The organism is cf. Phormidesmis sp. LEGE 11477 (genome assembly GCF_015207105.1).
Taxonomy (GTDB): domain Bacteria; phylum Cyanobacteriota; class Cyanobacteriia; order Phormidesmidales; family Phormidesmidaceae; genus Phormidesmis.
In genome coordinates, this window is the sequence record NZ_JADEXO010000025.1 from 32,825 (window position 1) to 58,691 (window position 25,867).

The 25,867-nt window shown below is 45.8% G+C and carries 20 protein-coding genes; 2 read left to right on the forward strand and 18 right to left on the reverse strand.

Features of this window, described 5'->3' with window-relative positions; translation table 11 throughout:
* Positions 1 to 40: 40 nt before the first annotated feature.
* Positions 41 to 730: a PTPA-CTERM sorting domain-containing protein gene (locus tag IQ256_RS09700; protein ID WP_193855344.1), complete on the forward strand. Its 690-nt coding sequence runs from the start codon at positions 41 to 43 to the stop codon at positions 728 to 730.
* 146 nt (positions 731 to 876) lie between these two features.
* Here the strand turns inward: IQ256_RS09700 and IQ256_RS09705 are convergent, their stop codons facing one another.
* From IQ256_RS09705 to IQ256_RS09735, 7 genes are all read right to left on the reverse strand, one after another.
* Complete coding sequence (locus IQ256_RS09705) at positions 877 to 2,247, reverse strand: hypothetical protein (protein ID WP_193855345.1); 1,371 nt, start codon at positions 2,245 to 2,247, stop codon at positions 877 to 879.
* A 35-nt stretch (positions 2,248 to 2,282) separates the two neighbouring features.
* Positions 2,283 to 3,416: a glycosyltransferase family 1 protein gene (locus tag IQ256_RS09710; protein ID WP_193855346.1), complete on the reverse strand. Its 1,134-nt coding sequence runs from the start codon at positions 3,414 to 3,416 to the stop codon at positions 2,283 to 2,285.
* Between the two features lie 51 nt (positions 3,417 to 3,467).
* Positions 3,468 to 4,703, reverse strand: a complete 1,236-nt coding sequence (locus IQ256_RS09715; protein WP_193855347.1) for a glycosyltransferase family 4 protein — start codon at positions 4,701 to 4,703, stop codon at positions 3,468 to 3,470.
* Between the two features lie 57 nt (positions 4,704 to 4,760).
* Positions 4,761 to 6,017 carry a glycosyltransferase family 4 protein gene (locus IQ256_RS09720; RefSeq protein WP_193855348.1) on the reverse strand — a complete coding sequence of 419 codons (1,257 nt, stop codon included), beginning with the start codon at positions 6,015 to 6,017 and terminating at the stop codon, positions 4,761 to 4,763.
* Between the two features lie 179 nt (positions 6,018 to 6,196).
* Positions 6,197 to 7,087: a sulfotransferase domain-containing protein gene (locus tag IQ256_RS09725; RefSeq protein ID WP_193855349.1), complete on the reverse strand. Its 891-nt coding sequence runs from the start codon at positions 7,085 to 7,087 to the stop codon at positions 6,197 to 6,199.
* A gap of 82 nt (positions 7,088 to 7,169) precedes the next feature.
* Positions 7,170 to 8,303: a glycosyltransferase family 1 protein gene (locus IQ256_RS09730; protein WP_193855350.1), complete on the reverse strand. Its 1,134-nt coding sequence runs from the start codon at positions 8,301 to 8,303 to the stop codon at positions 7,170 to 7,172.
* A 21-nt stretch (positions 8,304 to 8,324) separates the two neighbouring features.
* Positions 8,325 to 9,383 carry a glycosyltransferase family 2 protein gene (locus IQ256_RS09735; RefSeq protein ID WP_193855351.1) on the reverse strand — a complete coding sequence of 353 codons (1,059 nt, stop codon included), beginning with the start codon at positions 9,381 to 9,383 and terminating at the stop codon, positions 8,325 to 8,327.
* A gap of 594 nt (positions 9,384 to 9,977) precedes the next feature.
* Between IQ256_RS09735 and IQ256_RS09740 the strand changes: the two genes are divergently transcribed.
* Positions 9,978 to 10,733 (forward strand): sulfotransferase domain-containing protein, encoded by a 756-nt coding sequence (locus IQ256_RS09740; RefSeq protein WP_228024732.1) that lies wholly within the window; start codon positions 9,978 to 9,980, stop codon positions 10,731 to 10,733.
* A 113-nt stretch (positions 10,734 to 10,846) separates the two neighbouring features.
* On the opposite strand, the gene IQ256_RS09745 is transcribed toward IQ256_RS09740, so the two are convergent.
* From IQ256_RS09745 to IQ256_RS09795, 11 genes are all read right to left on the reverse strand, one after another.
* Positions 10,847 to 11,698: a sulfotransferase gene (locus IQ256_RS09745; RefSeq protein ID WP_193855353.1), complete on the reverse strand. Its 852-nt coding sequence runs from the start codon at positions 11,696 to 11,698 to the stop codon at positions 10,847 to 10,849.
* A 59-nt stretch (positions 11,699 to 11,757) separates the two neighbouring features.
* On the reverse strand, positions 11,758 to 12,765 hold the full coding sequence (locus IQ256_RS09750) for a glycosyltransferase (RefSeq protein WP_193855354.1): 1,008 nt from the start codon (positions 12,763 to 12,765) through the stop codon (positions 11,758 to 11,760).
* 2 nt (positions 12,766 to 12,767) lie between these two features.
* Positions 12,768 to 13,658, reverse strand: a complete 891-nt coding sequence (locus IQ256_RS09755) for a glycosyltransferase family 2 protein (RefSeq protein WP_193855355.1) — start codon at positions 13,656 to 13,658, stop codon at positions 12,768 to 12,770.
* Between the two features lies 1 nt (position 13,659).
* Positions 13,660 to 14,721, reverse strand: coding sequence for an agl cluster protein AglQ (locus IQ256_RS09760; RefSeq protein WP_193855356.1), 1,062 nt, complete (start codon positions 14,719 to 14,721; stop codon positions 13,660 to 13,662).
* A gap of 107 nt (positions 14,722 to 14,828) precedes the next feature.
* Positions 14,829 to 16,004 carry a glycosyltransferase gene (locus IQ256_RS09765; protein ID WP_193855357.1) on the reverse strand — a complete coding sequence of 392 codons (1,176 nt, stop codon included), beginning with the start codon at positions 16,002 to 16,004 and terminating at the stop codon, positions 14,829 to 14,831.
* Between the two features lie 155 nt (positions 16,005 to 16,159).
* The gene (locus IQ256_RS09770; protein WP_193855358.1) at positions 16,160 to 17,245 is read right to left on the reverse strand and encodes a glycosyltransferase family 2 protein; all 1,086 of its coding nucleotides are present in this window, start codon (positions 17,243 to 17,245) and stop codon (positions 16,160 to 16,162) included.
* Between the two features lie 97 nt (positions 17,246 to 17,342).
* A complete protein-coding gene (locus IQ256_RS09775) occupies positions 17,343 to 18,647 on the reverse strand; it encodes a UDP-N-acetylglucosamine 1-carboxyvinyltransferase (protein WP_193855359.1) in 1,305 nt (434 codons plus the stop codon).
* A 25-nt stretch (positions 18,648 to 18,672) separates the two neighbouring features.
* Positions 18,673 to 19,578, reverse strand: a complete 906-nt coding sequence (gene murB / locus IQ256_RS09780; RefSeq protein ID WP_193855360.1) for a UDP-N-acetylmuramate dehydrogenase — start codon at positions 19,576 to 19,578, stop codon at positions 18,673 to 18,675.
* A gap of 60 nt (positions 19,579 to 19,638) precedes the next feature.
* Positions 19,639 to 20,634 carry an NAD-dependent epimerase gene (locus IQ256_RS09785; protein WP_193855361.1) on the reverse strand — a complete coding sequence of 332 codons (996 nt, stop codon included), beginning with the start codon at positions 20,632 to 20,634 and terminating at the stop codon, positions 19,639 to 19,641.
* Between the two features lie 22 nt (positions 20,635 to 20,656).
* The gene (hepA, locus tag IQ256_RS09790) at positions 20,657 to 22,504 is read right to left on the reverse strand and encodes a heterocyst formation ABC transporter subunit HepA (protein WP_193855362.1); all 1,848 of its coding nucleotides are present in this window, start codon (positions 22,502 to 22,504) and stop codon (positions 20,657 to 20,659) included.
* A gap of 368 nt (positions 22,505 to 22,872) precedes the next feature.
* Complete coding sequence (locus IQ256_RS09795; protein WP_193855363.1) at positions 22,873 to 25,041, reverse strand: LamG domain-containing protein; 2,169 nt, start codon at positions 25,039 to 25,041, stop codon at positions 22,873 to 22,875.
* Between the last annotated feature and the right edge of the window lie 826 nt (positions 25,042 to 25,867).

Here is a 25,867-nt window from a genome sequence, read left to right on the forward strand (position 1 = left end):
TAACTCATATGTCTTAACAATTACGTTTTCGGAACAACAAATGATGTTAACGAAAAAATCGCTTAGCGTAGCGGCGATCGCAGTCGGCTCCGTAGCGGCGAGCTGGATCCTTCAGCTCAAGCCTGCCGCTGCCGCTGCCCTCTCCTGTGCTCCAAATTTCACATCCTTGGTCACCCAAGTAAATCCTACCGACCAAAACAATCCATCGCTAGGCTGTCAGTACTCAGATGTTCTAAATAATGACAAAGAAGCAGATATAAATAGCGAAGCTTTCTTCGGTAAAAGCGACTGGATAGTTGCCGGGAAAGACGATGGAGCCGGACAAAATAGCGGCGACGACTTCAACTTCATTGGCGGAACAAACGGCATAATTAAACTGCTTAACGATTCCACACTGGATCAAAGCGTTGTGACGTTGCTGACCAGTGGTCGTCAGGGTTCATCGAGTCCTACAGATCTTTTGCTCACATTCAAGGGAGCCGCCAACAACGTAGACCCGAGTACGGTTGTGGCATATCTCCTTAATGTTCCTAATAGTAATGGAGAGTATAGTTGGACATCACCTTTCACAAACCCCAACAACGGCAACTTAAAAGACGTATCACACGTTAGCCTCTTCTACCGTGCCCCTGTTGATGGTACACCCATACCAACGCCTGCGCTCCTTCCCGGACTTGTGGGTATGGGCATTGCGGCGGTTCGCAAGCGTAGAGTTGACATAGAATCATAAGCTCGTTGCACTAGTTCCGCGATCAAATTAACTACAGAACGTCATTCAACTGATAGATGACGTTCTGTAGTCTTTTTTTTGAGTGATACATATTTAGCGAGGTTCCAGCTTATCTTTATACGCACTACGCGCTCTAATCGAATACGCTATCTAGATGTCTCTTTCTCTCTAGTCTCTTGCCACCTAAGCGCGAGCAAACAGGCCACTGTCAGTACATGTCCTGGTTCTTCCATCTGTGTCAAGATCCAGCCAAAGCTAGCGGTAGACAGTAGTAAAAACTTGCCAAAGTCATCTACGCACACTTTCTGCCATACAACGAAGCAAAGGTAGAGATAGATTAGGATACCGACAATGCCAGAGTCTCCCCACCAACCCATCCAGGAAAACAGTGGAAAATAGACGGTTGATTCACGAGGTAGATAGACCGTATATACGACTTCCCAAACGTCAGCCGATGCCTGATTCGTGGTTGCGCCCAAAGGCATTAATAAGCTTCTGTAGTCTCGCATTACCCAGCCGCCCAGACGACTCACCGTATGGCCAGGTCCTAAGCCAAAAAGCCAGTTTAAAGGGGACTCGAAATGGGTCGGAATAATGCGAAAGCCAGCAAATTTAGTTTGTGCAGCTAACCCATCCCATCCCCAAATAGGTCGATTTGTCCAATTTTGATAAGGTGCTAGAAAGGCAGCATCTAGGTTAAGCAGCATCCAGCCAAACACGAAGGCAGCAATGCTGCCAACCGATAGGTAAGCAATGAGTTTTAGTGGCTTCTCGACGTTTGTAGCTGCTAGCAACCCCCATCCTATAGCAAGCCCCATAAAGACTTGCTTTGAATCTGATACTTGTGTCTGGTACAGCGCCGCCAATACAGGGAGAGCGCGTAGCCAGAGTGGAGACTGCTTGAAATGATTAAAGAAGTAAATACTGAAGTAAAGTGATACTGTACAGGAGACATAGTTAGCAGCACTGCCGCCGCCGCCGCCAAAGACGCCGCCGATGTTGTCTTGAAGCGTGCCACCTGTAGGTTTAGGATACAGCCCCAAAGGCAATAGGATTGACTGCGCGATCGCTAATACCAGATTGAATAGCGCAAACCCAAGTACCCAGTAGCGAAATTTCTCTAGTCGCTCGCCCGTCATCGGCACAGCAATAATGGCTGTGAGCAGCAAGAATGGCTCCGCCTGAAACATAAACTGCAAAGCTATATTCGGCATGCCAGCGCCGTTGAGTACAGTGCTAATGAGTAGTGTGATCAGCAGAGCGAAAATAGCTGATACCAGCTGGGCAACGGTACGTGTTCTTTTGCGATCGCGCGTCTTAGTCGTAAAGAGAGCAATCAGGAAAACTGCAGGAACAATGCCAAAGTGAACAAAATTGATCACCGCTGGTGCGCCAAGCGAATCTAGCAGGCGGGGAAAGAAAGCACTCGCAAACCCAATCAAGATCAGTCTAGAATTACTAACAATGCCCTTTTCCTGGTAGGCAAAGCTTTGATTTTTGAGTCTGAGCTGATCCATAGCTGATTAAGGGTTGCCCTTTAGATAAATGGCTTTTACTGATCGACAGCGAGCTGCATATAAAAATCCAATAGCCGCTTGGATACGGTTTGCTTGAGAAATCGGGAATCGGCAATGGCTGTCGATGGCCTGCCTATGTTTAGTTCGTCGGTCATTACCTCGGCGAGTGTATGAGCGGCCTGCTCGTCAAGCTTGAAGTACCGACAGGAAGAGAGCCCAACTTCTCTAAAAACAGGAATATCTGAACAGACAGCCGGGCAACCAAGTGATAGAGCTTCAGCTAGCGGTAGGCAAAAGCCTTCTGTAGAAGAAGGAATCACAAACAACTCAGCTTGCTCATAAAGCCATCGGAGTTCTGAGTCTTCGAGACCTGAAAGAAAAAGAACCCGGTCTTGTACGCCTAAGTTGGCCACTAGGGTCTGAAGGTTTTCTGTTTCAGGCCCGGTACTGCCTACTATAACGAGTTTGGTCTCATTCGAGAGCGTATGATTGTCGCATAAAGTGGCATAGACTCGAATGAGCAGATCCAGGTTTTTGTTCTGACGATGCTGGGCAACGGTCAGTAAAAACGACTTAGAGAGATCTTCAGCGACTGAACTGGGCATTTGAGGTGAGATGCCTGAAAAATCAACCACGTTATAGATAACAGTGGTCTGCTTCTGACTTTTGACTCGTGAAAAATAGGTTTCTAGAGATTCCAAAGTTTCTTTGGAAACGCAGACAAGGCCATCGCTGCCGCGCACGCACTGCTGTAAGAAAGCCTGATTGAACAGTACTCTAGGATAGCCAAAGTTCTGGGGATATTCGTAGGGATACAAATCGTGGATAGTAGAGACAACAGGTGCGTTGAACCATTTGCGAATAAAAGGAAATGGAAAAGAGAGATGAATAATGTCTGGGCTTAGCGCTTTGGCAACTTTAGGCAGCCCTTGCAAAAACCAATAGTTTCGAGAGGCCGAGCTGTTTTTGATATCAACCGGAACAACAGTAATTTTCTCAGATGAAAGATCGAACGTACGCTCGAAGTAGCCCTGTTGCCAGCGTCCAATAATAAGCGTGACTCTGTGGATGCGATCGCGACTTGCCAGACATAGGGCCAAATTTGCAGCATGTCGGCAGACGCCTGTTGGCCTAGTGGGTCTATGGAGCGCCGGGATGAGCACATGCATACGGAGAAGAAACGATCCAATCGTTCGTGAGTTGATCCTATTGGTAGAGAACTAAGAAGTAGCTAGGGCAACCGTTTTTTGATAGAGCTGATCTAACCTTTCACCAACGACTGTCCAACTAAAGTTCTCATCGACATACTGACGGCCAGAGCGGCCCATTTGCGTGCGTAAAGCAGGGTCTGCAGCTAGCTTTCTCATGGCAACTGCCATATCTTCGACTGCTTGTTCTGGTGTTTGGGCAGACACTTTGATTCCAGTTTTCTCACCTACCTGTACAGCCGGACCGCCTAAGTCCAAGCAAATGACGGGCCGCCCAGAAGCCATCGCTTCCACACATACCCAGCCCCCAGAATCATGCAGACTAGGATGAACCAAAACGTGACTTTCCCCTAGCCTTTCTAGTGTCTCCTCACGAGGAAGCCTACCCCAGAATTTGATTTGGCCAGCTACACTACTCGCCTGCGCTATCTGCTTTAGAGACTCTAGCTCGGGACCATCACCGACTATCCAGTATTCCGCATCAGGCAGATTTGCCTCGATAAATGCCTGTACGCCCAGATGGAACCCCTTCCAATGCAGCAAACGGCCCATGCTAATAAACCGCACTGGCTGCGATAGAGGTAAGGGGTATTGGTTTAGCGCGGCAATCTCTTCGCCGAGCAGTCCCACCTCTGGAACAATATCCACGTGTGATGCGCCCATCTTGTATAGTCGCTTCGCGGTATCATCGGTCGTTGATCGCACGACAGTGCTGCGCCGGGCAGTCAGTTTTACCAATGGATCTCGCTGACCAATATTACGAGAAATATCTCGCGCTATCTCGTAGCTGCGAGCCTTCAGACTGAAGTCTTTCCAAAATTTAGGCGGTGCGGATTCGCCGCCTCCTACCGATCCCCAAACAAAGGGAATGGGCAACAGCGAGAGTAGGCTTGGAGCAGAGTATTTGACAAACGTGACGTGGTGAGAAATGTCGAACCCGATTTCTTGATGCAGGCGGCGGGCAACAAGATAAGCCTGAATTTGCCACAAGTAGTAGTGAATCTGCATCGCGCCCGACTGGCCTAACCGCATACTGTCCTGCCAAAAGGGCAGCGTAAAATAAACAAAGTGAAGATTAGGATTGGGGTTGGCCGCGAGTTCCGCCTCAATGGCTGCTTTGCTTTCGTCCGGTCGAGTGAGTACCCACACCTGATGGCGCTTGGCAACTTCGCAGGCAACGTTCCAGCCAACGCCACGTTCTGAACCTCGACCTGGTTCGCAAGAGTAAGCAGATATCAGTACTTTCATTATCTAGCGTCTACCATTCGATTACCGTTCGATTCGAGTATTAGAAAAGTTCGAGGCTTAGGTTTGAGCAAGCCCAGCAGTATCTTTAGCGGTATCTACTGTCGCTAAGCGATGGCCTTTGTTCGCTTGAATACGCTTAATCACTTCTAGAAACGCACCGACTTCGCAGTTGATGTCTTGCTCGCTAAAGACCTGCTTTGAATTCTGGCTGTAGCGCGATCGCGTATCTCCATCTGCCATTGTCAAAATCGACTCTGCTAGCGCCTCAGCGCTCCCACAGGGATAAACCAGTCCGTTGTAGCGATGGCGCACGGTATCGCTATAGCCCCAGTTGCCACAGCGATCGCTCAAGATAGGCGGTGTGCCTGAGACCATAGCCTCTGAGACAACCAGCGGGTGCGGATCAATCCAGGAGGTGACCACGAAGCTATCGAGCGCCGCAAAGTAAAGCGGTACTTTTGACTGATTGACGAAGCCATAGTTAATCACTTCACCGTTGAGTTCTGCAATCCGTTGATTAATCTCGTTTTCTAGATCACCGCCGCCAAACAAAACGCCTCGCACTCTAGGGTCGCGCTTATGGGCAAGCACAATACCATCAATAAATTCAAAGGGATTTTTGCGCTCAATGTATTTGCCCATAAAACCATAGAGCAGAGTATTCTCATCCCAGCAGAGCTCTTGGCGAATCTGCTGAATTTCATTCGGCTGAGCAGCAATGGTTTTTTGAAAGCGATCGCCATCTACAGGATGGCAGCCTCTAACAATCTTGCGATCGGCTACGCCATAGTGACGTAGATGAACCTCGTTGTGATCCCCACAAGAGAGCCAGTAGTCTGCCAGGTTATTCATCCAAGGATACAAAAAGGCCATGGCAATCAGCCGAGCGCGACTGTAGCGCCCATCACTCATCATGCTGGCGTCGTTTTGCATAATCAGAGGAATGCCTCGCAGTTTGCACAGCGCCGCTGTGATCCGATAGGAATAGTTGACGAAGCTCTGCATGAAGATGGCATCAAAGTTCTGCGGCTTGACCTGGCTGAGCAGCGCCGGACTGATTACGGTCTTGGTTCGCTTAGTCGGCACCTTATTAGAGAGATCTTTTAAATATTCATAGCTATAGCCACCTAGCAGATCGACATCCCAAGCCTGGGCTTTCTCACCCAAAAAGCTATCGCCGCTACCTTGGTTTTCATCGGAGAGATAAAGCACCTTGAGGGAAAGCCCAGGCTGCTCGCTCAGTTTTCTCCACAGCGGCCCGTGATGCTGAGTCGGGTGGGTGAAGACGACACCAAGCCTAAACTCTTTATCCATAACATTAATTATGACAATACTATTTGATATCTTGATGTTACGACTGAGCCCAAACTCAACCGTAAAAAATAGCTGTGCTTAATCGATTGTTTATCTACAGTTGACTATTCAACTTATTATTTAACTCATTATTTACAGAGTATTGCACTACAAAGTGAATACGAGTGCTTCTGTCTCTTTCACCAGTTTAAGTGTGACTCATAACCCAAATCGATTAGTGTATTCCCCGCTACCGACTTAAAAGCTTGTTTATGAGCATCTTTGAAAGACGTCTGCCAAGCGCCAATATTTCCTTTGCCACCTTTTCTAAAGGTGTGAGACTCTTCTGGATTGAGCGCATAGGAGGCAAACTGAGACTTAATTTGGTTAGCTGATAGATTAATGCCTAAGTAGTCCAGAATCTGTTCTACGAGATACAGCCTTTTTTCTTCAGACCCGCCGCCTCGCTCGCCAACTAGCTCTTCAAACTTAACCGCGCAGGCGTTATCTTCTCTCACCCAACCCTGCCATCTAGAAAAATCAGTACCGATATCGGGCTGCGACAGATTGGAGGCAAAAGGACTGCCGACAGGAACGCCTTTAATAGACTTCATTAGCTGTTCGTCAAAGCCAGAAGTCTGCTGATAGATGTCATGCAAGAAGATACGCTCCTCTTTCATTACCCAGCGAGCGTGAGAAACAGCGACATCTCGAAGATCGCGGTATATAAATAAGACCTTGCAGTTAAACTCAGCTAGCACTTCTAAAATTTCATCGCAGTGCATTAGGTGGCTTCTGACGATCGAGCCGCTGGGCGCAGACCCAATCTTCCAGCGGACATGAGATGGGGTATTCATAATGCCGCACAGCGCCTGAACTGAAACGATATCATCCCACTGCTGCAAACCAGGAATCGAGTATAGGATCTGATACAGCAGATGCGTACCGCTTTTGGGATACGAGTTACAAATGACTAAAGATTTGGGCAATTTGCCTTTCAACTGACTTAGCAGCCGTTCTTGCCAGTATTTAGTTGCAAACACTAAGTCTCGCCCCTGGAGACGGACGGTATCTCGAAGTTGGTAACTCATATGTTTCTGCTTATAAGTTTGTTTAGAGTAGTTTGTGTATACTAAATCTGTTGTTTTTTCAACTCCGCCAATCTGGCTTTACTCAATCTTTACACTTTTTGTTTTGAGATAGAACCTGTTCATAAACTTGTGCAACCTGTTCTGCTGTCTTTTCCCAAGTAAAGTTCTTAACTCGTGCTAACCCTTTATCCACCAGAATGTTAGCTAGTTCAGGCTGGTTATAGAGCTTCTGAATGGCCTGAGCTATCTCTTCGATACTAGTAGGGTTGACTAATAGAGCCGCCTCTCCGGCGACTTCTGGCATTGCGTTGATATTAGCCGTAATTACGGGGGTGCCGCAGGCCATTGCCTCTAGAATTGTGAGCCCAAATCCTTCGTATAGGGAAGGAGCCGTCAGGCAGTCAGCGGCGTTGTATAGCTCGATAAGTTCGGTTTCATTTAGCTTACCAAGGTAGCTTACTTCGTTTTGTAGGTTGCGATCGCCAATAAACTGCTTCTGCTCGCCTGTAAAATCGGCTCCCGCCTTCCAAAAGCGTACAGGTACGCCAGCATCTTTGGCAATTTCGACTGCTGATAGAATAGCTGAGATGTTCTTCCGAGCGTTGTTTGACCCTATATTCAACAGACAAAACGCTTTGGTATCAGCCTCGTAGTTTTGTCTAACCCGCTGACGGCGATCTAAAGGCAAAACAGTAAACTGGCTGCCAACGGCGTTAGGAACAACAGTGATAGATTGAGGGGCGATCGCCAAGTGCTCTACGGTATCCTGCTTCGTGTGACTAGACACCGCGACGACGTGATCCGCCTGTCGCATGCTCCTTACAGCCTGTTTCCACAGCGTCATACTCAGCCAGGGGAATACAGCGCGGCCCCTGAACGTTTCTGGCTGGATGAGATTGATCAAGTCATGGCAAGTGACAACATTTGGCTGTTGGTCTTGGCATAGCCAGTTACTAAGATAGCCGTCGCTGTGATCGATGATATGAAAGATATCAGCTTTGGTCTGGCGCAAGCGATTGGGATAGCGCCAGTATCGCTCATAATATTTCTGAATGCCGTTGAGCGGCTTGAAGGCGTTGCTATCTGACACGGTAGGATGCAACTCAGAGATAGTCCAGCTTGGACGAACGGCCTTTAGACCCGCTATCAGTCCATCAGCATAGACATCCATACTGACTGAAAATCTAGGCACCCTGCGAAGAATAGCAATATGCATGAGGCTTCTTTTTGTTTACTCCTAGCTGACCAGGGCGCGCAGTCGATTCAGAGTAGTATCTACCACTTTTGGCCTCAGATGCGGCGCATACAGCCAGGTGATGCCTAACCGTGCTAAGGGGATAGGCATGAATCCCACCCACAAAAATAAGATGGTGTAGATCCCCCTTTTAGGTAGATTGTGGCTAGAGAAGTGCCAGACGGCGTAGATTCCCCACCAGACAAGCTGCCGGACGCGATCGCTGCTCACTGGATGCTCCTGGGGCTCTAGCCGCAAAGAGGCTAGGCGCGACCAGATGCGACCGAGCGATCGCCGCTCTAGATCCTCTGGAACCTTTTGGTCAAAGGCTTTCGCCCTTTGTCTCAACAGCGCGAAGTTCTGCAGGTCGTGCTTGACGAAGCGGCGGAACCGACTACCGGAAACAGCAGTTAGTGCCCACTGATTACTATCGTGAACCCGGTATGCACCAATCTCTTCATCAATGCTAGCTAGCTTTCCTGCATAGAATGGCGTGGAGACCATCAGATAGTCGTCAGCAGTCATTTTGTACTCGTCAGGAATGGGGAAGAGCGGCTCTAGCGTTTTGCGAAGGTAAGCGTTACCACTCATCGGTGAGCTAACGTAGCTACTAGTCTGTAGTAGCTGTCGCCACACTTCGTCAGTGGCTAGGCTCATTCCTGCAGAAGGGATAGAGTAGCCTAGCGGTTCATCTTTCCCATCGACTACTCGAAGCCGAAAGTGTACTTTTCCCACCCCTTCTTGGAAAGCTGCTACGATCTTTTGAATAGCATCAGGCAGTAAGTAGTCGTCAGCATCTAGGAATAGAACAATATCGCCGCTGCTTGCTTTAAACCCTGTGTTTAGAGCAGCAGCTTGCTTACCGTTTTCTTGGAAGATAGCCTGAATGCGATCGCCAAAATCAGCAATCACCTGACTCGATCCATCTGTAGATCCATCATCGACAACAATCACCTCTACACGCTCGTATGCTTGATTGAGCACGCTATTAATTGCTTCTGGAAGGAACTGTTCATAATTGTAGTTATTAATAATGACGCTGACGGAGGGGGGTATAACCATCACTTCCTTTACCTTATATGTTGCGGCGGTTTAAGTAAGGTAATCCATCTTACCGAATGCCATACTCTGCAATGCCATCTTCTATAAGCTATTTGTTAGGAAGTCTGATAGCAAGAAGAGCTGCTGAAGGAAGAACTCATAGAGCACTTACCTTATACAAAGAGTAATTTAGTCTGATGTTCAAGCGTATCTTCGGTAGCGGTTTGAGCTACCTCTATTTTCCTAACTTACAAGGATGACTTACAATAAAAAGATTCTGTAAAGTTGTAGGCTTTGAGCACAAGAATAGATGGCGATTTGTCCTTGAATTCATCCCTAAAGAGACCTTATCAGGACCTTATCAGATAAGAGCCTTGCTGAAGTTTCTACAGGTTTGACCCTTACACACTTGATCTCTTAGATATACTTCTGAAAGCAGTAGCAAGAGAGAACATATAAGAAACCTGTTATATTTTAGCTTGAATATTGCTAGCCAGTACATCGGTGATCGAGTAGAGCCGTTTTTGAAAGATTTAGGACAAACAAATGAATCTCAAGAATTTTTCTCAAGAATTACAGAGCTACCTATCGAGGAACAAAGTAAGAAATCGGCCAATGACTCTAGCGCTTCTATCCCTTCCCTATAAGATGTATAGAAAGAAAATAACTGATGGAGATGTGATATACGGATTTAGAATGTATGATAGGCCCCTTGTGATTAGCTACTCAAGGAGCGGAATGAATTGGCTGAGATACTCAGCAGAATATCTAACGGGACACCCTACGCCTGGCCACCAAAGGCTACTCAAGTCTGGCGATGGTGAGTTTCTATTTGATCGAGCGCACAAAGGCTTTATGCAGATCGACAAATACGAAAAGGTGCTCTTGCTCGTACGTAACTACAAAGAGTGTCTTGTGAGACACCTATCAGAGGAATGGAAAGCTGCCTCTACTGTTACAGATTTTCTTGAAGGTAAGTCTGCTCTACAGCCTGCTTATTGGTATATCAAAAATCTGCAAGCATATGATAAGTTCCGGGGAGAGAAGGCCTTACTATATTATGAAGACCTAGTCACTCAACCAGCTAGTACGCTTAGCCAGTTTCTAGATTTCATGGATTTTAGCCATAAATCGAAGAGCTTAGAGGAATTTAAACAAGACCTTAGCTTCCACAAGCAGCGGTCGATCAGTCTCTACACGGACAATCAGCAGTCTGTCACTTTGGGTGATGAAGAACAACTTAGGTACCATTCAAAAAAGGCTCTGACACCTGAAGAGAGAAATGAATTTGACCTCTATTATCAGTCTCGCTATCCTAAGCTGTACAAGAAGTACTTGGCGCGGTACTCCGAACCGCATGTGACAGCGTAGAACTTCCCTCCATTCATAGCGCTACAGGCGAACAGGATAAATGCTGGTGTGGTACAAATTCCTTCCACCTCAACATTTATTTAGTTGGCCAAAAACGTCACTTAATTTTCTTGCTAGCTTTTTACCTGCAGCGAACTAAAGCCAAAATTTGATAGCGCTTCTTCATAAAAATGCTGGTGCCTTTCGCTAAGATTCTTACGTTTATCTGTTTTAGAACTAACTGGTCTAACTTTGGCAATTTCTTGCTTGCAGTCTGAAGAAACGGTCAGCTCTAAGAAATTGAAGAGTCGATATATATGCTGTTGGGGATCTTTGCATACTTCTTCGTAGCTAGTCTCGAAATATCTTTCTGTCGCTGATTGGGCTTTTCTAGCTGCCGTAACATAGACAGCCCACCGAAGAACTCCGCGTTCCCATAAATCTAGCTTAGGCCATCTCTCTTGATAGACTTGGGGTAGGTAAGGAAACCAGAACACCTCTACTTCCTCGTTTAACTCTCTAGAAATCCAGCTATGTCCCAGCATAGAATTGCTGACATCTCTTCCATCTCTAATAATGTGGATAAAACTGCCATCAGGAAAGTAAGTTGCTAGAGCACCGGCTATCAAGCTGTGACCGGGTGTCTTCTCAAGCAAGCGCTGTTCTGGTTTAATCCCACTGAGCCTAGTAAGCGTCTTCTCTAGCTGCGGTAGATTGTAAGAAAGAGAATCTGGGAACTTTACCATGTTCCACATATGACGACGGACGATAGGCTTTTCCGAGAAGCTACAGACCTCGGTTGCCGCCGCCAGGATGTCAGTCAGCATAGTAGTGCCAGAACGGCTGCTGCCAATTATAAATATTGGACTTTTTAGTCTGGTTCGAATTGGCCAAGGTATGCTTCTTCTGACGTGGGCCTTGAATAGAGCCTTCCTAAATCCATAGCCCTTTTTGAGTTGTTCAAAACTCTTAGGAGTAGACAACATACAACTTTTTCTCCTCTAGCGACACGACTATCTATGTATAGTTCTTAAACAAAAAATGATCACACTGAGAGCGGCGTTTCAAGCACTCGCCGAATCTTCTTTCTAAATCTCTTCACTGATACGACTAATAGCTCTAATTTTTTGAAACCAAATATCTTCTGAGCAAGGCTATAGAGGAAAGTCCTTTCTGAGCCCTGCGCCTGAAAACTTGGCGAAAGCGATAGTGCTTTTTCTAGGAACTGGTCGTAGAGTGCTGAATCAATAGGCAAATACTTTCTAGCGATAACGAAATAAGACTGTGCTAGAGCATCTTTATAGGCATCCGATAGCGCTTCTTCTTTCTTTAAGCGAGCTTCGTACTTTTCAAGAATCTTCAGGTGATTTGACAGATATTTTTGTTGAGAACTCGACGAGACAGTGACATTCCCATAACGCCGATAGATAGAATCACAGCCTGACTGGTAGCGAACTTTTACCCCGCCCATAACTACAGCCAAGAAAAAGTCTCGATCTTGTCCAACGCTAAGCGATTCATCCCAGCCTCCCGAGGCTTCGACAGCCGAACGCCGAAACAGAAGGCAAGCCGGCGAGACCCACCATCCAGATAGTAAAGACCATAGAATATCGGGCTGACTATCAGAGACCTTTATGCTATCCAACTCGATCGTTCCATCATCATGGTGATATTGATGTCGCCAATCCCCATAGACAGCATCCACGCTCGTAAAGTCTAAAAACTCTACTTGCTTCTCTATCTTCTTAGGCAGTAGGTAATCATCAGCGTCAAGAAATTGAATATACTGTCCTTTGGATAAAGCAAAGCCTCTATTTCTAGAGTAGTTTCCACCTCTGTTGGGCCCAGTTTCAAAGAGGATACGTTGGTCTGCTTTCCTCGAAGAAGAACTATTGTAGCTTTTTAAGATGTCTAATGAACTATCAGTAGAGCCGTCGTCAATTACAATAATTTCGATTGGCTGATAGCTTTGAGCTAAGCAGCTATCGATGGCTTCATTTAGCCAGCGTTCGGCGTTGTAGCACGGTATGATAACGGAAACGAGTTTATTCATATCTATCGAAAGCTCAGCTGAAATTTTTTCCAGGCCCTTGTATACCTTAGAACGATATGTATGCGGATTAAACCAATCTTATAGCCAATACTACAAATCTCTCCATTACGAAGAACTGATCTTGCGTAACCTAGGTAAGGCTTGGCATCCTTTAGAAAATCTGTAAAGGCAGAGAGTAATTTTCTTTCTGACACATCCGTCGCGTTCTGACCTTCCACTACACGAACAACTTTAGTTTTGAGCGCCTTGACACTGTGACGCGCCGGATGAGTGATGCAGACATTAGAAGCATACACCTGTTGATATCCCGCCGTGTAGACTCGCTTTCCCCAATCGCGATCACCTCCCGACTTAAGATCGGCATCAAATAATCCGACTTTCTCAAATACCTCTCGAAAGGTAAAAGCGTTAGCAGTCGCACCATAGTGTTCTATCTCAACGTAGTGCTTTTGGTTTAGAAAAGTAAGGCTATCATAGAGTTCAGCAGTCGTTGGTCGTTCAGGATTCCTAAATGAAAAGTTGATACGTCCGGCAACTAACCCACAGTTATTTGTTTCTAACAGCTTTTTAGCACCATTCTCTATCCAATCAGGAGCGGGCACACAGTCAGAATCTGTAAAACCGATGATGTCACCCCTAGCAACTGACAAGCCGTGATTGCGAGCTGCATATGAACCGGGCTTAGATTCAAAGGCATACTTTACACAGTCAAACTGAGACACTAGAGATTTAATGTCGTCTTCTGAACGGTTGTCAACGATAATGACTTCAAACAAATCATGAGGATAGGTTTGAGTGCTGAGCGCTTCGAGACATTTGATCAACCGAGCAGCATCATTATATACAGGAATAACAATAGAGACGAATCTATAGCTTTTGCTGCTTTTTCTCATCTTACGCTACCCCACTCAAAGTTTTCTCTTGCAGGTTCAATGCCAGGTCGCTAAGCCGAGTCGCCTCATAGATTCGTGCAGCGTGAGTATGTTTATCTGCAGTGTTATTAGTCATTAAGTTCGAGTCAAAATCGTAGCACTGTGATAGCTGTTCAGATACCCATTGCGATCGCAGATCATAAGACTCTTCATCGGCGAAAAAAGTTTCTAGAACAAAAGGAATTTCAAAGCCCGGTGGATTGTATGGATATCCATATTTACTGGCCCGAACATGCTTTGAGTAATCTTCGGACCTCACATAGTCTAGGCTAGATAGAAACTGCTTATTTTTCCAAAAAGAGTGTGTGGGGTAAGCACGTCTTAGTAAACTAAACGCATATAGATTAAAGCTGTGGTATCCGATCTCCTTTTGTTCTAGATACTTATTACGCTTAGATAGTTTCTTTATATTCCTAATCTTCCAGACTTTGCTTGCTGCCTTCTCTACACGCCTGCGAGTTGGAAAAAGTTGGAACGACACTATATGCCTAATGAGTCCAGACGAATGCACACGAAAATTACTATCCAAGTGGTCTAGAAAGCACTGAACACTCAAATTAATATCGTCTGCTAGGGCGTGCTTCGCCAACAACCCGCCAGCGGCTGCAAACCATAGTTGGTGATTGAATGTGTAGTCAAAATCTAAGTAGGTGCCATCTACGCTGACGCTTTGCCAAAGCCCAGTTTTTGAATTGTGGGGGTGTAGTAGAAACACCTGCTCTGATAGCGTTAACAACTCAGGTCTATCAAGTGCCTCAGCAGCAATTGTCAGCGCTTCAATAGTCCATGCTTGTCCCATCAGGCCGTTACAGGTATCTTTCTCAGGATTTTTACGATGCCAAAAAGTTGCATCCATTGGGCGAGCGTCGCTGCTAGATAGATAATCGGCAGCCTTATGAGCAGCATCTAAAAAGCTTTGTTTTCCTGAAATATCGTAAGCTTTGAGGAATGTGATCAGCCAATGAGCTGTGTTGCGTACAGGCGTCTCCAGGTCATGATAGGAACCATTGTGCCCTGGAGGCATGCTTCCCTTTTGTGGGTCTTGCAATAACAAGGCTGCACTAGCACTACTTACTATGATGTCGTAAAGATTCATCTTTTTGAACAGATTTACAGATTTTATTTAATAGTCTATTTAGATGAAAGGCTAGAAAGAAGACTGTAGTAAGCATCTATCATACCTTGATACGAAAATGACTCTTCAATAGTTTGACGTCCACTGCGAGCAAGACGGTTTCTAAAACCACTATCTTCTTTGACTTGTAGTACTGCCTTAGCCATACCTTCACTATCGTCTACAGAGACTAATAGTCCATTGACTTCATCTTGAATAATTTCCCTTGGACCGGTATTGCAATCGGTAGAGATAGCACATACCCCAAGTGACATTGCTTCTAGTAGGGCATTCGGCAGTCCTTCTCTACGCGAAGGAAGGATAAAAACGTCGGCTTGTTTGGTGATTGGGAAGGGATTTTCTACCTCACCTATAAATGTTACATACGAATCCAACCGGCAGTCTTGAACAAGCTCTGACACCTTCTTCTGGTCCTCGCCTGTACCTACGATGTTTAGTAGAATATCTTCTTGTCCATACTCGTTAATTAGTAGATCAAGAGCTCCAATGAGTGTGTCCAACCCCTTTCGCTGTAGTTCAACGCTGCCTACGTAGCATAAGTTGAACTTATCTTCTGGCAGGCTGATAGATGTTTCTTGTTCGCTGAGCAGGCGCACCGCCTCTATATCTACACCGTTATTGATTGGATAGACTCGATTAGCAAGCTTTGGATAATCTAACGTTAGCTTTTTGCTACCCTCAGTCGAGACGGTCACAACCCGGCTTGGAAAGCCAAACTCAGATTGCCGTTTCAATGTTGCTAATAGCTCTTTCGCCGAATTACTGCTAACTACTCTAGAAGATGAAACTGCGCTAGAAGCAACGACAACCGATGGAATTCGAGCTAGAACTGCTGCACGGCCACAGAGCTGGTTGGTCATGCCTGCTCTGCTAAGCAGAATGTTGCACTGACAGTGACGAGCCAAACTTGCTAGCTTGAAGACTCGCTTTTTATCGACCTTCTTCTGATTGATATCAATTGCCAAACCTACGTTGACAACCTCCACACCAGCTTTGGAGAAAGCGTCATACATATGCTCAAGTCCCCAGCTTTGGACCACAAACAGAATCACTTTAGCCTTTTTATCTATGAAGCCCTTTGCAAGCGCTAGTGCCTGTTTTTCAGTTCCTCTAGACTTTAAGTAGGGAACGACTATGCCGATCGTGAAGCTGCTGTTAGTGTCGTTAGTCATGCCGTCTTCTTACCAAGTAGCACCCTAAATCTTTTAGTAGTGAAGGTTGATCGATAGAATATTTCTAAAGCTTACTAAGTACCCATACAATGCTAGTTACAGAAGTAGGAGACCTACTTCTGATAGTCCAAGTCATCGTGTCTGCCCTGTACTACTCAAGTCTGCTCCTTGGATGCATGCCCAGAAGGATACACCGTTAGATCTGCAGAGCGGAGAAACGATCTAAATTTCCCGCCTTGGCTTACCACTTTTCTTTTTATCTTAAATAAAGTCATCGAGAGGATAGAGAACTTACCAACCAAGAAAACAGAAAGTCGGCTATTTCCTAGAATACGTACTGTGCTGTAGCTGACGAAACTCAACCATCTAAGCTGTCCATTATTAGCCAATCTTAAACATTCCAAAGAAGTCTCAAAGTCTTCTCTCAAGTACTTGAGAAACATATGGTAATAAGAAGAAGACAGTCTTTTTGAATTATTCAAAAATCCAACAGCATGTATTCCATATGAATCGACCAGATCATCTTTTCCAGTTTTTTTCATCTCCGCACACTGTCTGGCGAGCTCTGAATACTTCTTCTGTGCAATTACTTTCTTGACGTTGAACCTTAAACTATTGGGTATATATATACGCTCGTATAAGACTTCGTTAATAGCGCCAAACTTACAAACGTCTATTAGTCTAAGCCACAGATCTCTATCTTGAGAGAAGTAAAAAGCCTTTCTATAGCCACCTACCATATCGTAATACTGTCGCTTCATCATGACCTCTCCATGAGAGAAGCAGTTGCTTCCATTTATCAATCCATCCTTGTCTTTTTTATCTGCGACACACTTTTTTACAAAACTTGCAATCTTCCCGTCAGGAGATTGAGCAAAGTTCAAAATGTCACACCCAACTGCACCAAATGCATCGTCTGAGGATAGCAGATCATATTGTTTTCTAAGTCTTTCTGGATAAGAAATATCTCCTGACCCATGTATGGCTATATATTTACCCGAAGATTTTTCCACGGCGTTAATTAGCCCGGTTACGAATCCAGTATTGACCTCATGATGAATGATTTTAAGTCTATCGTCCCTTATTTTTAAAAGTTCCTCGTAAGTATTGTCAGTTGAGTTGTCATCAAAAACAATTATCTCAATATTTTGGTAACTCTGATTCAACAGACTTCCAACAGAGGACTCTACTAAATCCCCCCTGTTATAGAAGCCCGTTACTACGCTAATTAATTCATCCATCTTCGACTACACCCATCCTTTAGAAATGTTGGACAAAATTATCTGTGCAGTTTTAACCTTGAAAGATTGAGCTCTTTCTAGAATCTTACAAAAGAGCCTATGCGCCAATTGCAATATCAATACCCAAGCTGGCCAGCTTTTCCTTCATCTGATCGTAGCCGCGCAGAGCCATAGTTACATCTTTGACCTCGCTCTCACCCTCTGCTAATATCCCTGCTAAAACCAAAGCCATGCTTCCTCTCAAATCAGTCGAAGTAACAACCGCACCAGTTGGTTTCTTCGAGCCTTCGATAACGATTTTGCCAGATTCGAAGGTTATGGAATCGGAATAAATTTTTGAAAGCTGCTCTAGATAAGCCGTTCGGTCAGGATAGCGATAGTCAACTACCAGACTCCTGCCTTTTGCGTGCAGCGCCAGCAGAGTAAAAAACGGCTGCATATCAGAGATGATGCCAGGATGGGTACCGCAGGCAACTTCAAAGGGCTGAATATCCGCTTGCGCCTTCGCTCTTGCTGATACCCAGACAGAAGTTGAGTTGGCGAAATAGTCAATTCCAGCCTTCTGTAAATGAAGTAATGGAATCTCCATCATAGAAAATGGCACATTCTCGACTAGAACATCTCCACCTGAAACTGCGGCAAACACGAGCCAAGTCAACGCTTCAATCCGGTCAGGAATAACAGGTATAGTAGCTCCTCGCAGTTGTTCTACCCCTTCTACTTCGATGAGGCTGATTCCTCGAACCGAGATTTTAGCCCCCATAAGCGTGAGCAGGTCAATTAGGTTTTCGATCTCAGGCGTGATGTAAGCATTGTGGATTCTAGATGTACCTTTAGCAACAGATGTACACAGTAATGCATTCTCTGTGCCGCCCACAGTAGAAAGGGGAAAGTGAATATCTCCGCCGAGAAGACGACCTGAAACTTCTATATGGTCAGACTTCTCTTCTACACGACAGCCTAAAGATTCCCACACCATTAGGTGCAAATCGTACTTGCGATCGCCCAGCTTACAGCCACCAGGATAGGGAACATAGGCTATGCCCTGCCGATTTAACTGGCCTGCTGCTAGCAGATAGGTAGTTCGAATAGGAAAGTCATAATCTTCTAACTGACGAGCTTCGAAGTCGGCACAGTTTAGAAAAGCAGTTGAGCCGGGGGTATCGAAAGTGACCTCTCCAGACATTGCCTCTATAAACCGAGCTTTATGCCGAGCGTCTACTAGACCTGTTGGAAAGTTGAGCAAAACGACAGGCTCATCAGTCAGCATCGCCGCCGCCATAAGGCGAGTAGCTGCGTTTTTTGCTCCGCTTACCCGGACTGTTCCAGAAGGTACCTGCGGCCCTGCAACCTGCATTTTTAAGGAGCTGGCCTTTTTAGGGTTGATTCTTGTTGTGATCATGGGATGAGTCCAATAATAACTAAGTTTAGTCGAAGAAAATAACTTCAGGCTCAAGTTGAATGTCGCTATGTACCTTGACTCTATTTTGAATATGTTCTATGAGCGATCGCACATCTGCTGCGGTCGCGTTGCCTAGATTCTCAATCCAGTTAGCATGCCTTGGGCTAACTTTCGCTTGGCCGATCTGAAATCCTTTGAGCCCTGCCTGCTCGATGTACCACCCAGCACCTTTACTACCCGGTGGCGATTTGAAGGTGCTACCCGCTGTTGGTTTATCCAAAGGTTGCTTACGTTTACGTTCTGCTAGATGGGCGAGCGTACTGCTACGAATCTCTTCCGGGTCGCCTTTGCTCTCTAGCCGAAAGCGAACTCTCGTTACGAATCGTTTGCCGCTAAGTAAATCCGTCCTACGGTAGCCGACGTTGATCTCTTCGAGGGTCAGCGTTTCAAAGCTGCCATCAACATTTACAACATCAAAATCTTTAACAATAGAGGCCATCTCGCGAGGCCGAAAGACAGTCAGTCCTGAATTCATCGCTAGTGCGCCTCCCACAGTGCCAGGAATGCCTATAAGAAACTCGAATCCTAAGAATCCCGCTTTAGCTGCAAACTGCGAAAGGTGAGGTAAGAAAACTCCGCTATCAGCGACGATTAGGTCTTTTTCTCGTCGTAGCTCAGTCATAGAATTACGAGTCACAACTACCAAACCTGGTAGACCTGCATCATCAATTAAGATGTTGGAGCCACGACCTAGAAAGTAAACAGGAACGTCGTGATGAAAAGCCCATTTGATTAGACTAGGCAGTTCCTCAACAGTAGGTTCTACTAACCACCGGGCAGGACCTCCTATGTGCCAAGTTGAATAAGGTGCCAGTGGAACCTCTTCTTTGAAGCTTAGAGGTGGCTCTACTTTTCTTTTTAGAGAATGCATAAAAATATCTCCGTATATACCCCTTGCAAGGATCATCTACTATGACTAAATTTGCTTCAACTAAAGGCGCACATAGTATTTTGTATACCACTCTACAAATCTTGAAATTCCATCTTCGATAGAGGTACTAGGAGAAAACGCTATCTTCTCCTTAAGCTCTTCAATATCTGCATAAGTTTCTACGACATCTCCTGGCTGCATCGGCTTCATGATCATGTTCGCTTTCTCACCCATCGCGGATTCGATTGCGTTGATAAACTCGAGTAGCTCGACAGGATTGTTGTTTCCGATATTGTATACCTTGAAGCGTGCTTTGCTAGAAGTGTTAGTCGTCGATTCAACACATTCCGGCGGATGCCGTGCTATGCGAACAATACCTTCAACAACGTCATCAACGTATGTAAAATCCCGTCTCATCTTACCGTAGTTATAAACTTCGATCGGACGATCGTGAGCAATCGCATCGACAAACTTGAAGTAAGCCATGTCTGGTCTTCCCCAGGGACCATACACTGTGAAGAATCGCAGCCCCGTGGTAGGTATCTCATATAAATGGCTGTAGGCATGCGCCATCAGTTCATTTGCCTTCTTGGTTGCAGCATAGAGAGAAACCGGATGATCTACGCTATCAGAGATCGAGAAAGGAACTTTACGGTTGGCCCCATAGACAGAGCTAGATGAGGCGAAGATAAAATGTCGAGGCGGTGCATTTCGACAGGCTTCGAGAATGTTTAGAAAGCCCGATAAGTTGCTATCGCCATAAGCAAACGGGTTCTCGATTGAATATCGAACGCCTGCTTGCGCCGCAAGATGGAAAACATAGTCAAACTGGATGGCGCAAAACAGATCGCGTATTTTTTCTCTTTCACAAACATCTATCTTCTGAAAAGTCAGATTCTGAAAAGTTTGCAGTTTTTCAAGTCGAGCCTTTTTGAGACTAACGTCGTAATAGTCGTTTAAATTGTCTATTCCGTATACTGAAAAACCTTCTGATAGTAGCCGCTGCGCTAATGAGTAACCAATGAAACCCGCGATTCCAGTAATTAAAACATTCATAATTAGTGTGTAAGTATATATCCTACGCCAGTTCTAAGCTGTGCTGCATCTGGTGATACTTCCACAGCCCCCCGCGTGCTCTTAGCAGGTCTTGGTATCTGCCGACTTCGACAATCCGCCCTTTTTCCATTACGACGACTTTATCTGCGCCAGATATTGTTGATAGGCGATGGGCGATCGCAATGACTGTTCTACCTTTTGATAGCTTCTCCAGAGACTCTTGAATCAAATTCTCTGTTACGGAATCTAGGGCGCTAGTAGCTTCATCTAGAATTAGAATCTCTGGATTGCGTAGCAGCGCGCGAGCGATCGCAATCCGCTGCCTCTGTCCACCTGATAAACGAACGCCGCGATCGCCTAGAACCGTCTCAAATCCTAACGGCAGATCAAGAACAAAGTCTAAGGCGTTAGCCATTCGCGTAGCTTCATAGATATCCTGGTCAGTGGCACGGTCAACGCCGTAGACAATATTCTCTCTGACCGTAGTGTTGAAGATGAACGTATCCTGGCTCACAATTGCCATCTTCTGACGTAGCGAATTAATCTTCAGTTCGCGCAAGTCCACACCGTCTACTATCACTCTTCCTCTAGTAGGGTCATAAAACCTTGGCAGCAAATCTGCCAAGGTCGTTTTACCCGCTCCCGAAGATCCTACTAAAGCTGTTGTTTCCCCTCGCTTAATCGATAGAGTGATGTCATGCAACACTGGTTCTCCAAGAACGTAGGAAAAATCAACTGATTCAAAGTCAATTGACCGCTGTAAGCCAGTAAATAACTTTTGTCCATCTACAAAGTAGGGCTTATCATCACGCTGCAGCAGCTCGCTAACCGCCGCCAAAGAGCCCTGTGAGGAAATAAAAGTGACTCTGACATTGTTGAGCGACGATACTAACGGCGTTGTTCGGATCAACACAAACAAGAAAGTTAGTAGCTCAGCTGCCCTTAGCCGCCCTGTAGAAATCAACAAGCTGTAAGACACTACTACCATACCAACTAGGAGTATCACGCCTAATACCTCAACTATGGGCTGCACGAGAGACGACAGCTTAATCAAGCTAAACTGAGCCCGATAAACTTCTCGCGTAGCCGCATAGTATCGCTGGCGTTCAAACTTCTGAGTCCCAGAAGCGTGAACCGTACGAATTCCGCTGATAAAAGACAGTGCGCTAGACGTAAACTTCTTGTTAGCCTTTGGCACCTTAAAGCTCGCTTCTCTGACCCTTGCGGTCAAAGAAGTCAAACCAACAGACATCAGTCCAAACACTAGCACCGAAGTCACAAACAGTTGCCACGACAGCAACAGCATAGAGATTAAATAGGCTAGTAGCTTAGAACCGTGAACTATAAAAGTAGACAGCACGTTAAATGCTCTCTGAACCTGATTGACCTCTCCTCTAACTGTACTGATCAAAGCGCCTGGGTTAGCAGTCGAATAAAAGCTCAGACTCAAACTTTCTAGCTGATCGAAGATTCTCTGACGCAGCTGATCTACTAGACTCAAAGAGGCTCGCTTAGAATATACGCTGCCTAAATAGTCAAACCCAGCCTTCATACATACACCGACTAGCAACAGCCCAGAGAGCCGATACAGCCTTTCTGCGGCGGGAGCTTCCGTTGCTAAAACTACCGTATCAAACCAAGCAAGGCCCGTTTGAATAGGGGGTTCTTCAGGGTTAGTCAAGCCTTGTAGAAACGAGGCAATAAAGCCAACCGTAACCCCTTCAAAAAAAGCCGCTATAAGTGCAAAGACAACAGCTAACACGGCGACCCGACGAAAGTGTCTGAACTCACGCAAGATCAGACGATTCTCTTTCCAGAAGCTAGTAGCCTTCACTACGCTTTTGGCTATTCTAGGCAGTCTTAGTCGCATGAGAAGCCAGTTTTTCTTATTTGTACTAATTACAATAGAAGGGTTTTCCGAAGCGAGCTGATCTGCTCGGATGAAAACCACATATCAATTTTTTTAAATTTTGTCATACATCAAGACATAGTTAGATGGTCGCCCGGAGGCTTCATACGAAATTTACGAGCAACTCGAAAACCAATCAAATTGCAATCGTTCAAAGAAATTCTAGGACAAGATAGGTAAACTTTGGTCCTGCCCACCATATTGCTATCCAATTCAAAGCCTCGAAACGTAACCATTTCGAGGCTTTAACTGTGTCTATTCAAGAGCGCAGAGTAGTCAAAAAACTATCTAACCCTACTGTCTCTATTCGTAAGTCGTTGTATCCAGACTCACAAAAGCGCGCTGATTTCACTATTGGTTAGAGCATCATTAAATATCGCGACTTCATCCACAACGCCTGTAAAACCAGCACCTTTACTTGCCTGTATGCCATCGTGAAACAAAGTACCGCTGTTGATTGCACCAACTCCAATACCGCCGCTATGTCGCCATAGCTGAGAACCAGCACCGCTGCCAAACTGCTCTCCATCGATGTAGCCGCGTATGGCATCTTGGGCTACAGCCTTTCCACCGTCGAGCACTAGCTCAACCTGGTGCCACTGGTCTTCGGATACTTTGCTAGTGCTAAGCCAGGTACCTTTCCAGCTGCTCTCTTCGGTGACATTGTTCCAGCCACCTACGTAGAGTCGGTCTTTGTCGATGTAAATATTGAGACCTCGTTTCTTTCCACCCTCTTCGTAGAGAACCTGTTTGCCAGTATTCAGTTCACTAGCTTTGAAAGTTAGCGAAATCGTTCGTTGCCTATGCGTATCTAAGTTAATATCGCTTGAATTGCCTATTCTGATACCGTCTTGATTACCGCTTAGGTAAAGCGCGTTACCATTCAATCCTGGGTCAAGCTTTGCCCGACCAACCAGCTTGCCAGTATGGGATTTTCCGTTAAGGGAGCGATCGCGCACAACATTTCCATCTGTCTGATCGAAGTCGAAATAGGCTACCGACCCCATTGGCGGCTGTACTATGGGATGACTAGTCTTCTCAACATATTCAAAAGCACCGATATCAGGCTGTTTATCCCTATCTAGACCTCTTTGGTCAAGTTCGGGTGTACCTTTGCGTACGCCTGCGTCTATAGCCGGGCTGTCGGAGGCCAGAGTATGGATTAGAACACCGTCTACCCTCTCTAAAGGCTGCAATAGAGGATCAGCTACAAGGCTTTTAGAACTCATCCGCATAGCTTTTCTAGATAGCGAGAATTCTAGATTGCCGCCGTTGTCTATGACACGAAAACCAACTTGATCCTGCCTACGATCTTTGCGGGCGGTATTGAAAGCTACAATTGAGTTTTTTAGTTTGATTTGGCCCCTTCTATCAAACCACAGTGCGCCGTTGGCCCTACCTGCCTCGTTATAAGCAATTGTAGAATTCGTGATATTGACAGGGTTCGAGCTGTTGTTGAGGAACATAGCTCCTCCAGCATCGCGAACGGCCTCATTGCCAGAAAAGGTGCTGTTGACGATGGCTGCAGGCTGTCTAGATTCTAGCCACAGGCCACCGCCTTGCTGCTGTGCTGTGTTTCCAGCGACGGTAACACCATCCATATTGAGCTTCATCTTTACCCAAAGCCCACCGCCTTTAGCTTGATTTTTACGATTGAAATCGACGGTGTTATTGACAATCACCGTATCTTTGATGATTGCCTGATCATCTCCATAGCCCCATAGATAAAGCGCACCACCTAGACCTTCAGCCCGGTTGCCCTCAAATCTACTGCCTTTTATGATAATTTTGCCGTCATTTTTGAGACCGGAGTTATAGTTCTTCGAACTCACTCCATCTGTCATGATTGCGCCGCCGCCAGCGCGATTCTTAGCGACATTGTTCAAGAATGTTGAATCTTCAACGGTGAAGGTCGTGCTGCTAAAGCTGTAGATAGCGCCACCGTTGAATCCTTTGTTGTTCTCAAAGGAGGTGCCCTTAATAATGAGCTGGCCGCGTGATTCGTTGTGAACGATCGCGCCAGAGCTGAATCCTTTGTGCTTGCCAGTTAGCGTGCCATCATTCCCCTTAAAGCTGCTGTTAAGGATCGTGGCTTTGGCTAAATGTCCCACTCGCATCCCGCCGCCTAGCTCAGACGTGTTGTTATGCACCTTCACATTATCAAGCGTGATGGTGCTCTCATGGCGCGTATCAATTCCGCCGCCTGCGCCCATTGTCTTACCATTAGCAATAGTCAAGTTGCGGAGGACTGCGGTCTTCTTCCTATTTAAGTAGAAGACCCGACTCGACTGATTACCACTAACCGTCAGTCCAGGTGCTCTACCACCGTCGATCGTCAAATCTTTGTCTAAGACTAGCTGCCCAGTTCTTAGGGTGATAGTTTTGTTAGCCAGCCTGTTTGAGAACTGAATAGTGTCTCCGCTCTTGGCAGTGGCGATCGCATTGCGTAATGAACCATTGCCGCTATCCGCAGTGGTTGTAACTGTAATAATGCTCATGTTCAGCTATGTAGAGAAAATGGTTGAGGAGATAGTCGTGGCGCTAGGGGTAGGACAGAATACAAAACAACAGATATTTCGAAAAGATAAACAGAAATAGGCAGGGCATAGACGATATGCCAAGACGAAATTAGAGTCATACAAGCTCGACCCGATTCCTGTCGTCCGAGACTGTATCATCGACAATTCAAAAGATCGAACAGTTTTCTCGTCTCTTTATTCGCGGTTTGAAATGCTCAGGAACAGCGGGAGAAAGCTACTGATAGATGCGAATAATAGATGCGATCGCACTTTCGTAGTGCATCCTTCATACATGCTTTAAATTAGACCCGATTTACACAGCCTACATCAGTAGTTTTGTGGGGATAGCCTTTCGGAGTTAGTTCTTTTTAGGGAAACATGTCAGCCTCATATCTGAACCGAAACATAATAGCGTTCAATTCTACCTAGGATCGAAATCACAAATATCTCTCATAGGTGAGAGCAAAATCCTAAAAAGTACTGATAGTCCTAGAACAATCCGGCTCTGGCTTAAACAGCGGCAAATAAGAGTCATGTGCCTGCTCCGTCTGCCATAATCAGTCACGCCTTATGCCCAATGTGACAGTTGAGGAAGTGGAAGCTCACCGTTCATTGGCGACCCCAACCGCCCCAATCTGCGTACTTCTCTGTATTACAGCTAAAATATTACAGCTAAAATGAAGCAACCTAGCTAAAGCACCTAACCCAAGGAATTCTATCTGGACATCTTCGTCTTATTCGGCGTCAGCGCCTGCTAGCGCAAAAGCTACAAAACCTGGAAAGAAAGCGATAAACTTCTCAGCTT

Bases quoted from the DNA above. Each gene is read 5' to 3' on its own strand.
- IQ256_RS09710 (WP_193855346.1), bottom strand. From the start codon at position 3,416: ATGCATGTGCTCATCCCGGCGCTCCATAGACCCACTAGGCCAACAGGC.
- IQ256_RS09725 (WP_193855349.1), bottom strand. From the start codon at position 7,087: ATGAGTTACCAACTTCGAGATACCGTCCGTCTCCAGGGGCGAGACTTA.
- hepA (WP_193855362.1), bottom strand. From the start codon at position 22,504: ATGCGACTAAGACTGCCTAGAATAGCCAAAAGCGTAGTGAAGGCTACT.
- IQ256_RS09750 (WP_193855354.1), bottom strand. From the start codon at position 12,765: ATGAATAAACTCGTTTCCGTTATCATACCGTGCTACAACGCCGAACGC.
- IQ256_RS09720 (WP_193855348.1), bottom strand. From the start codon at position 6,017: ATGGATAAAGAGTTTAGGCTTGGTGTCGTCTTCACCCACCCGACTCAG.
- IQ256_RS09760 (WP_193855356.1), bottom strand. From the start codon at position 14,721: ATGCCTCCAGGGCACAATGGTTCCTATCATGACCTGGAGACGCCTGTA.
- IQ256_RS09715 (WP_193855347.1), bottom strand. From the start codon at position 4,703: ATGAAAGTACTGATATCTGCTTACTCTTGCGAACCAGGTCGAGGTTCA.
- IQ256_RS09775 (WP_193855359.1), bottom strand. From the start codon at position 18,647: ATGATCACAACAAGAATCAACCCTAAAAAGGCCAGCTCCTTAAAAATG.
- IQ256_RS09730 (WP_193855350.1), bottom strand. From the start codon at position 8,303: ATGCATATTGCTATTCTTCGCAGGGTGCCTAGATTTTCAGTCAGTATG.
- IQ256_RS09795 (WP_193855363.1), bottom strand. From the start codon at position 25,041: ATGAGCATTATTACAGTTACAACCACTGCGGATAGCGGCAATGGTTCA.
- IQ256_RS09700 (WP_193855344.1), top strand. From the start codon at position 41: ATGATGTTAACGAAAAAATCGCTTAGCGTAGCGGCGATCGCAGTCGGC.
- IQ256_RS09770 (WP_193855358.1), bottom strand. From the start codon at position 17,245: ATGGATGAATTAATTAGCGTAGTAACGGGCTTCTATAACAGGGGGGAT.
- IQ256_RS09745 (WP_193855353.1), bottom strand. From the start codon at position 11,698: ATGTTGTCTACTCCTAAGAGTTTTGAACAACTCAAAAAGGGCTATGGA.
- IQ256_RS09705 (WP_193855345.1), bottom strand. From the start codon at position 2,247: ATGGATCAGCTCAGACTCAAAAATCAAAGCTTTGCCTACCAGGAAAAG.
- IQ256_RS09755 (WP_193855355.1), bottom strand. From the start codon at position 13,658: ATGAGAAAAAGCAGCAAAAGCTATAGATTCGTCTCTATTGTTATTCCT.
- IQ256_RS09765 (WP_193855357.1), bottom strand. From the start codon at position 16,004: ATGACTAACGACACTAACAGCAGCTTCACGATCGGCATAGTCGTTCCC.
- IQ256_RS09735 (WP_193855351.1), bottom strand. From the start codon at position 9,383: ATGGTTATACCCCCCTCCGTCAGCGTCATTATTAATAACTACAATTAT.
- IQ256_RS09785 (WP_193855361.1), bottom strand. From the start codon at position 20,634: ATGAATGTTTTAATTACTGGAATCGCGGGTTTCATTGGTTACTCATTA.
- IQ256_RS09740 (WP_228024732.1), top strand. From the start codon at position 9,978: ATGACTCTAGCGCTTCTATCCCTTCCCTATAAGATGTATAGAAAGAAA.
- murB (WP_193855360.1), bottom strand. From the start codon at position 19,578: ATGCATTCTCTAAAAAGAAAAGTAGAGCCACCTCTAAGCTTCAAAGAA.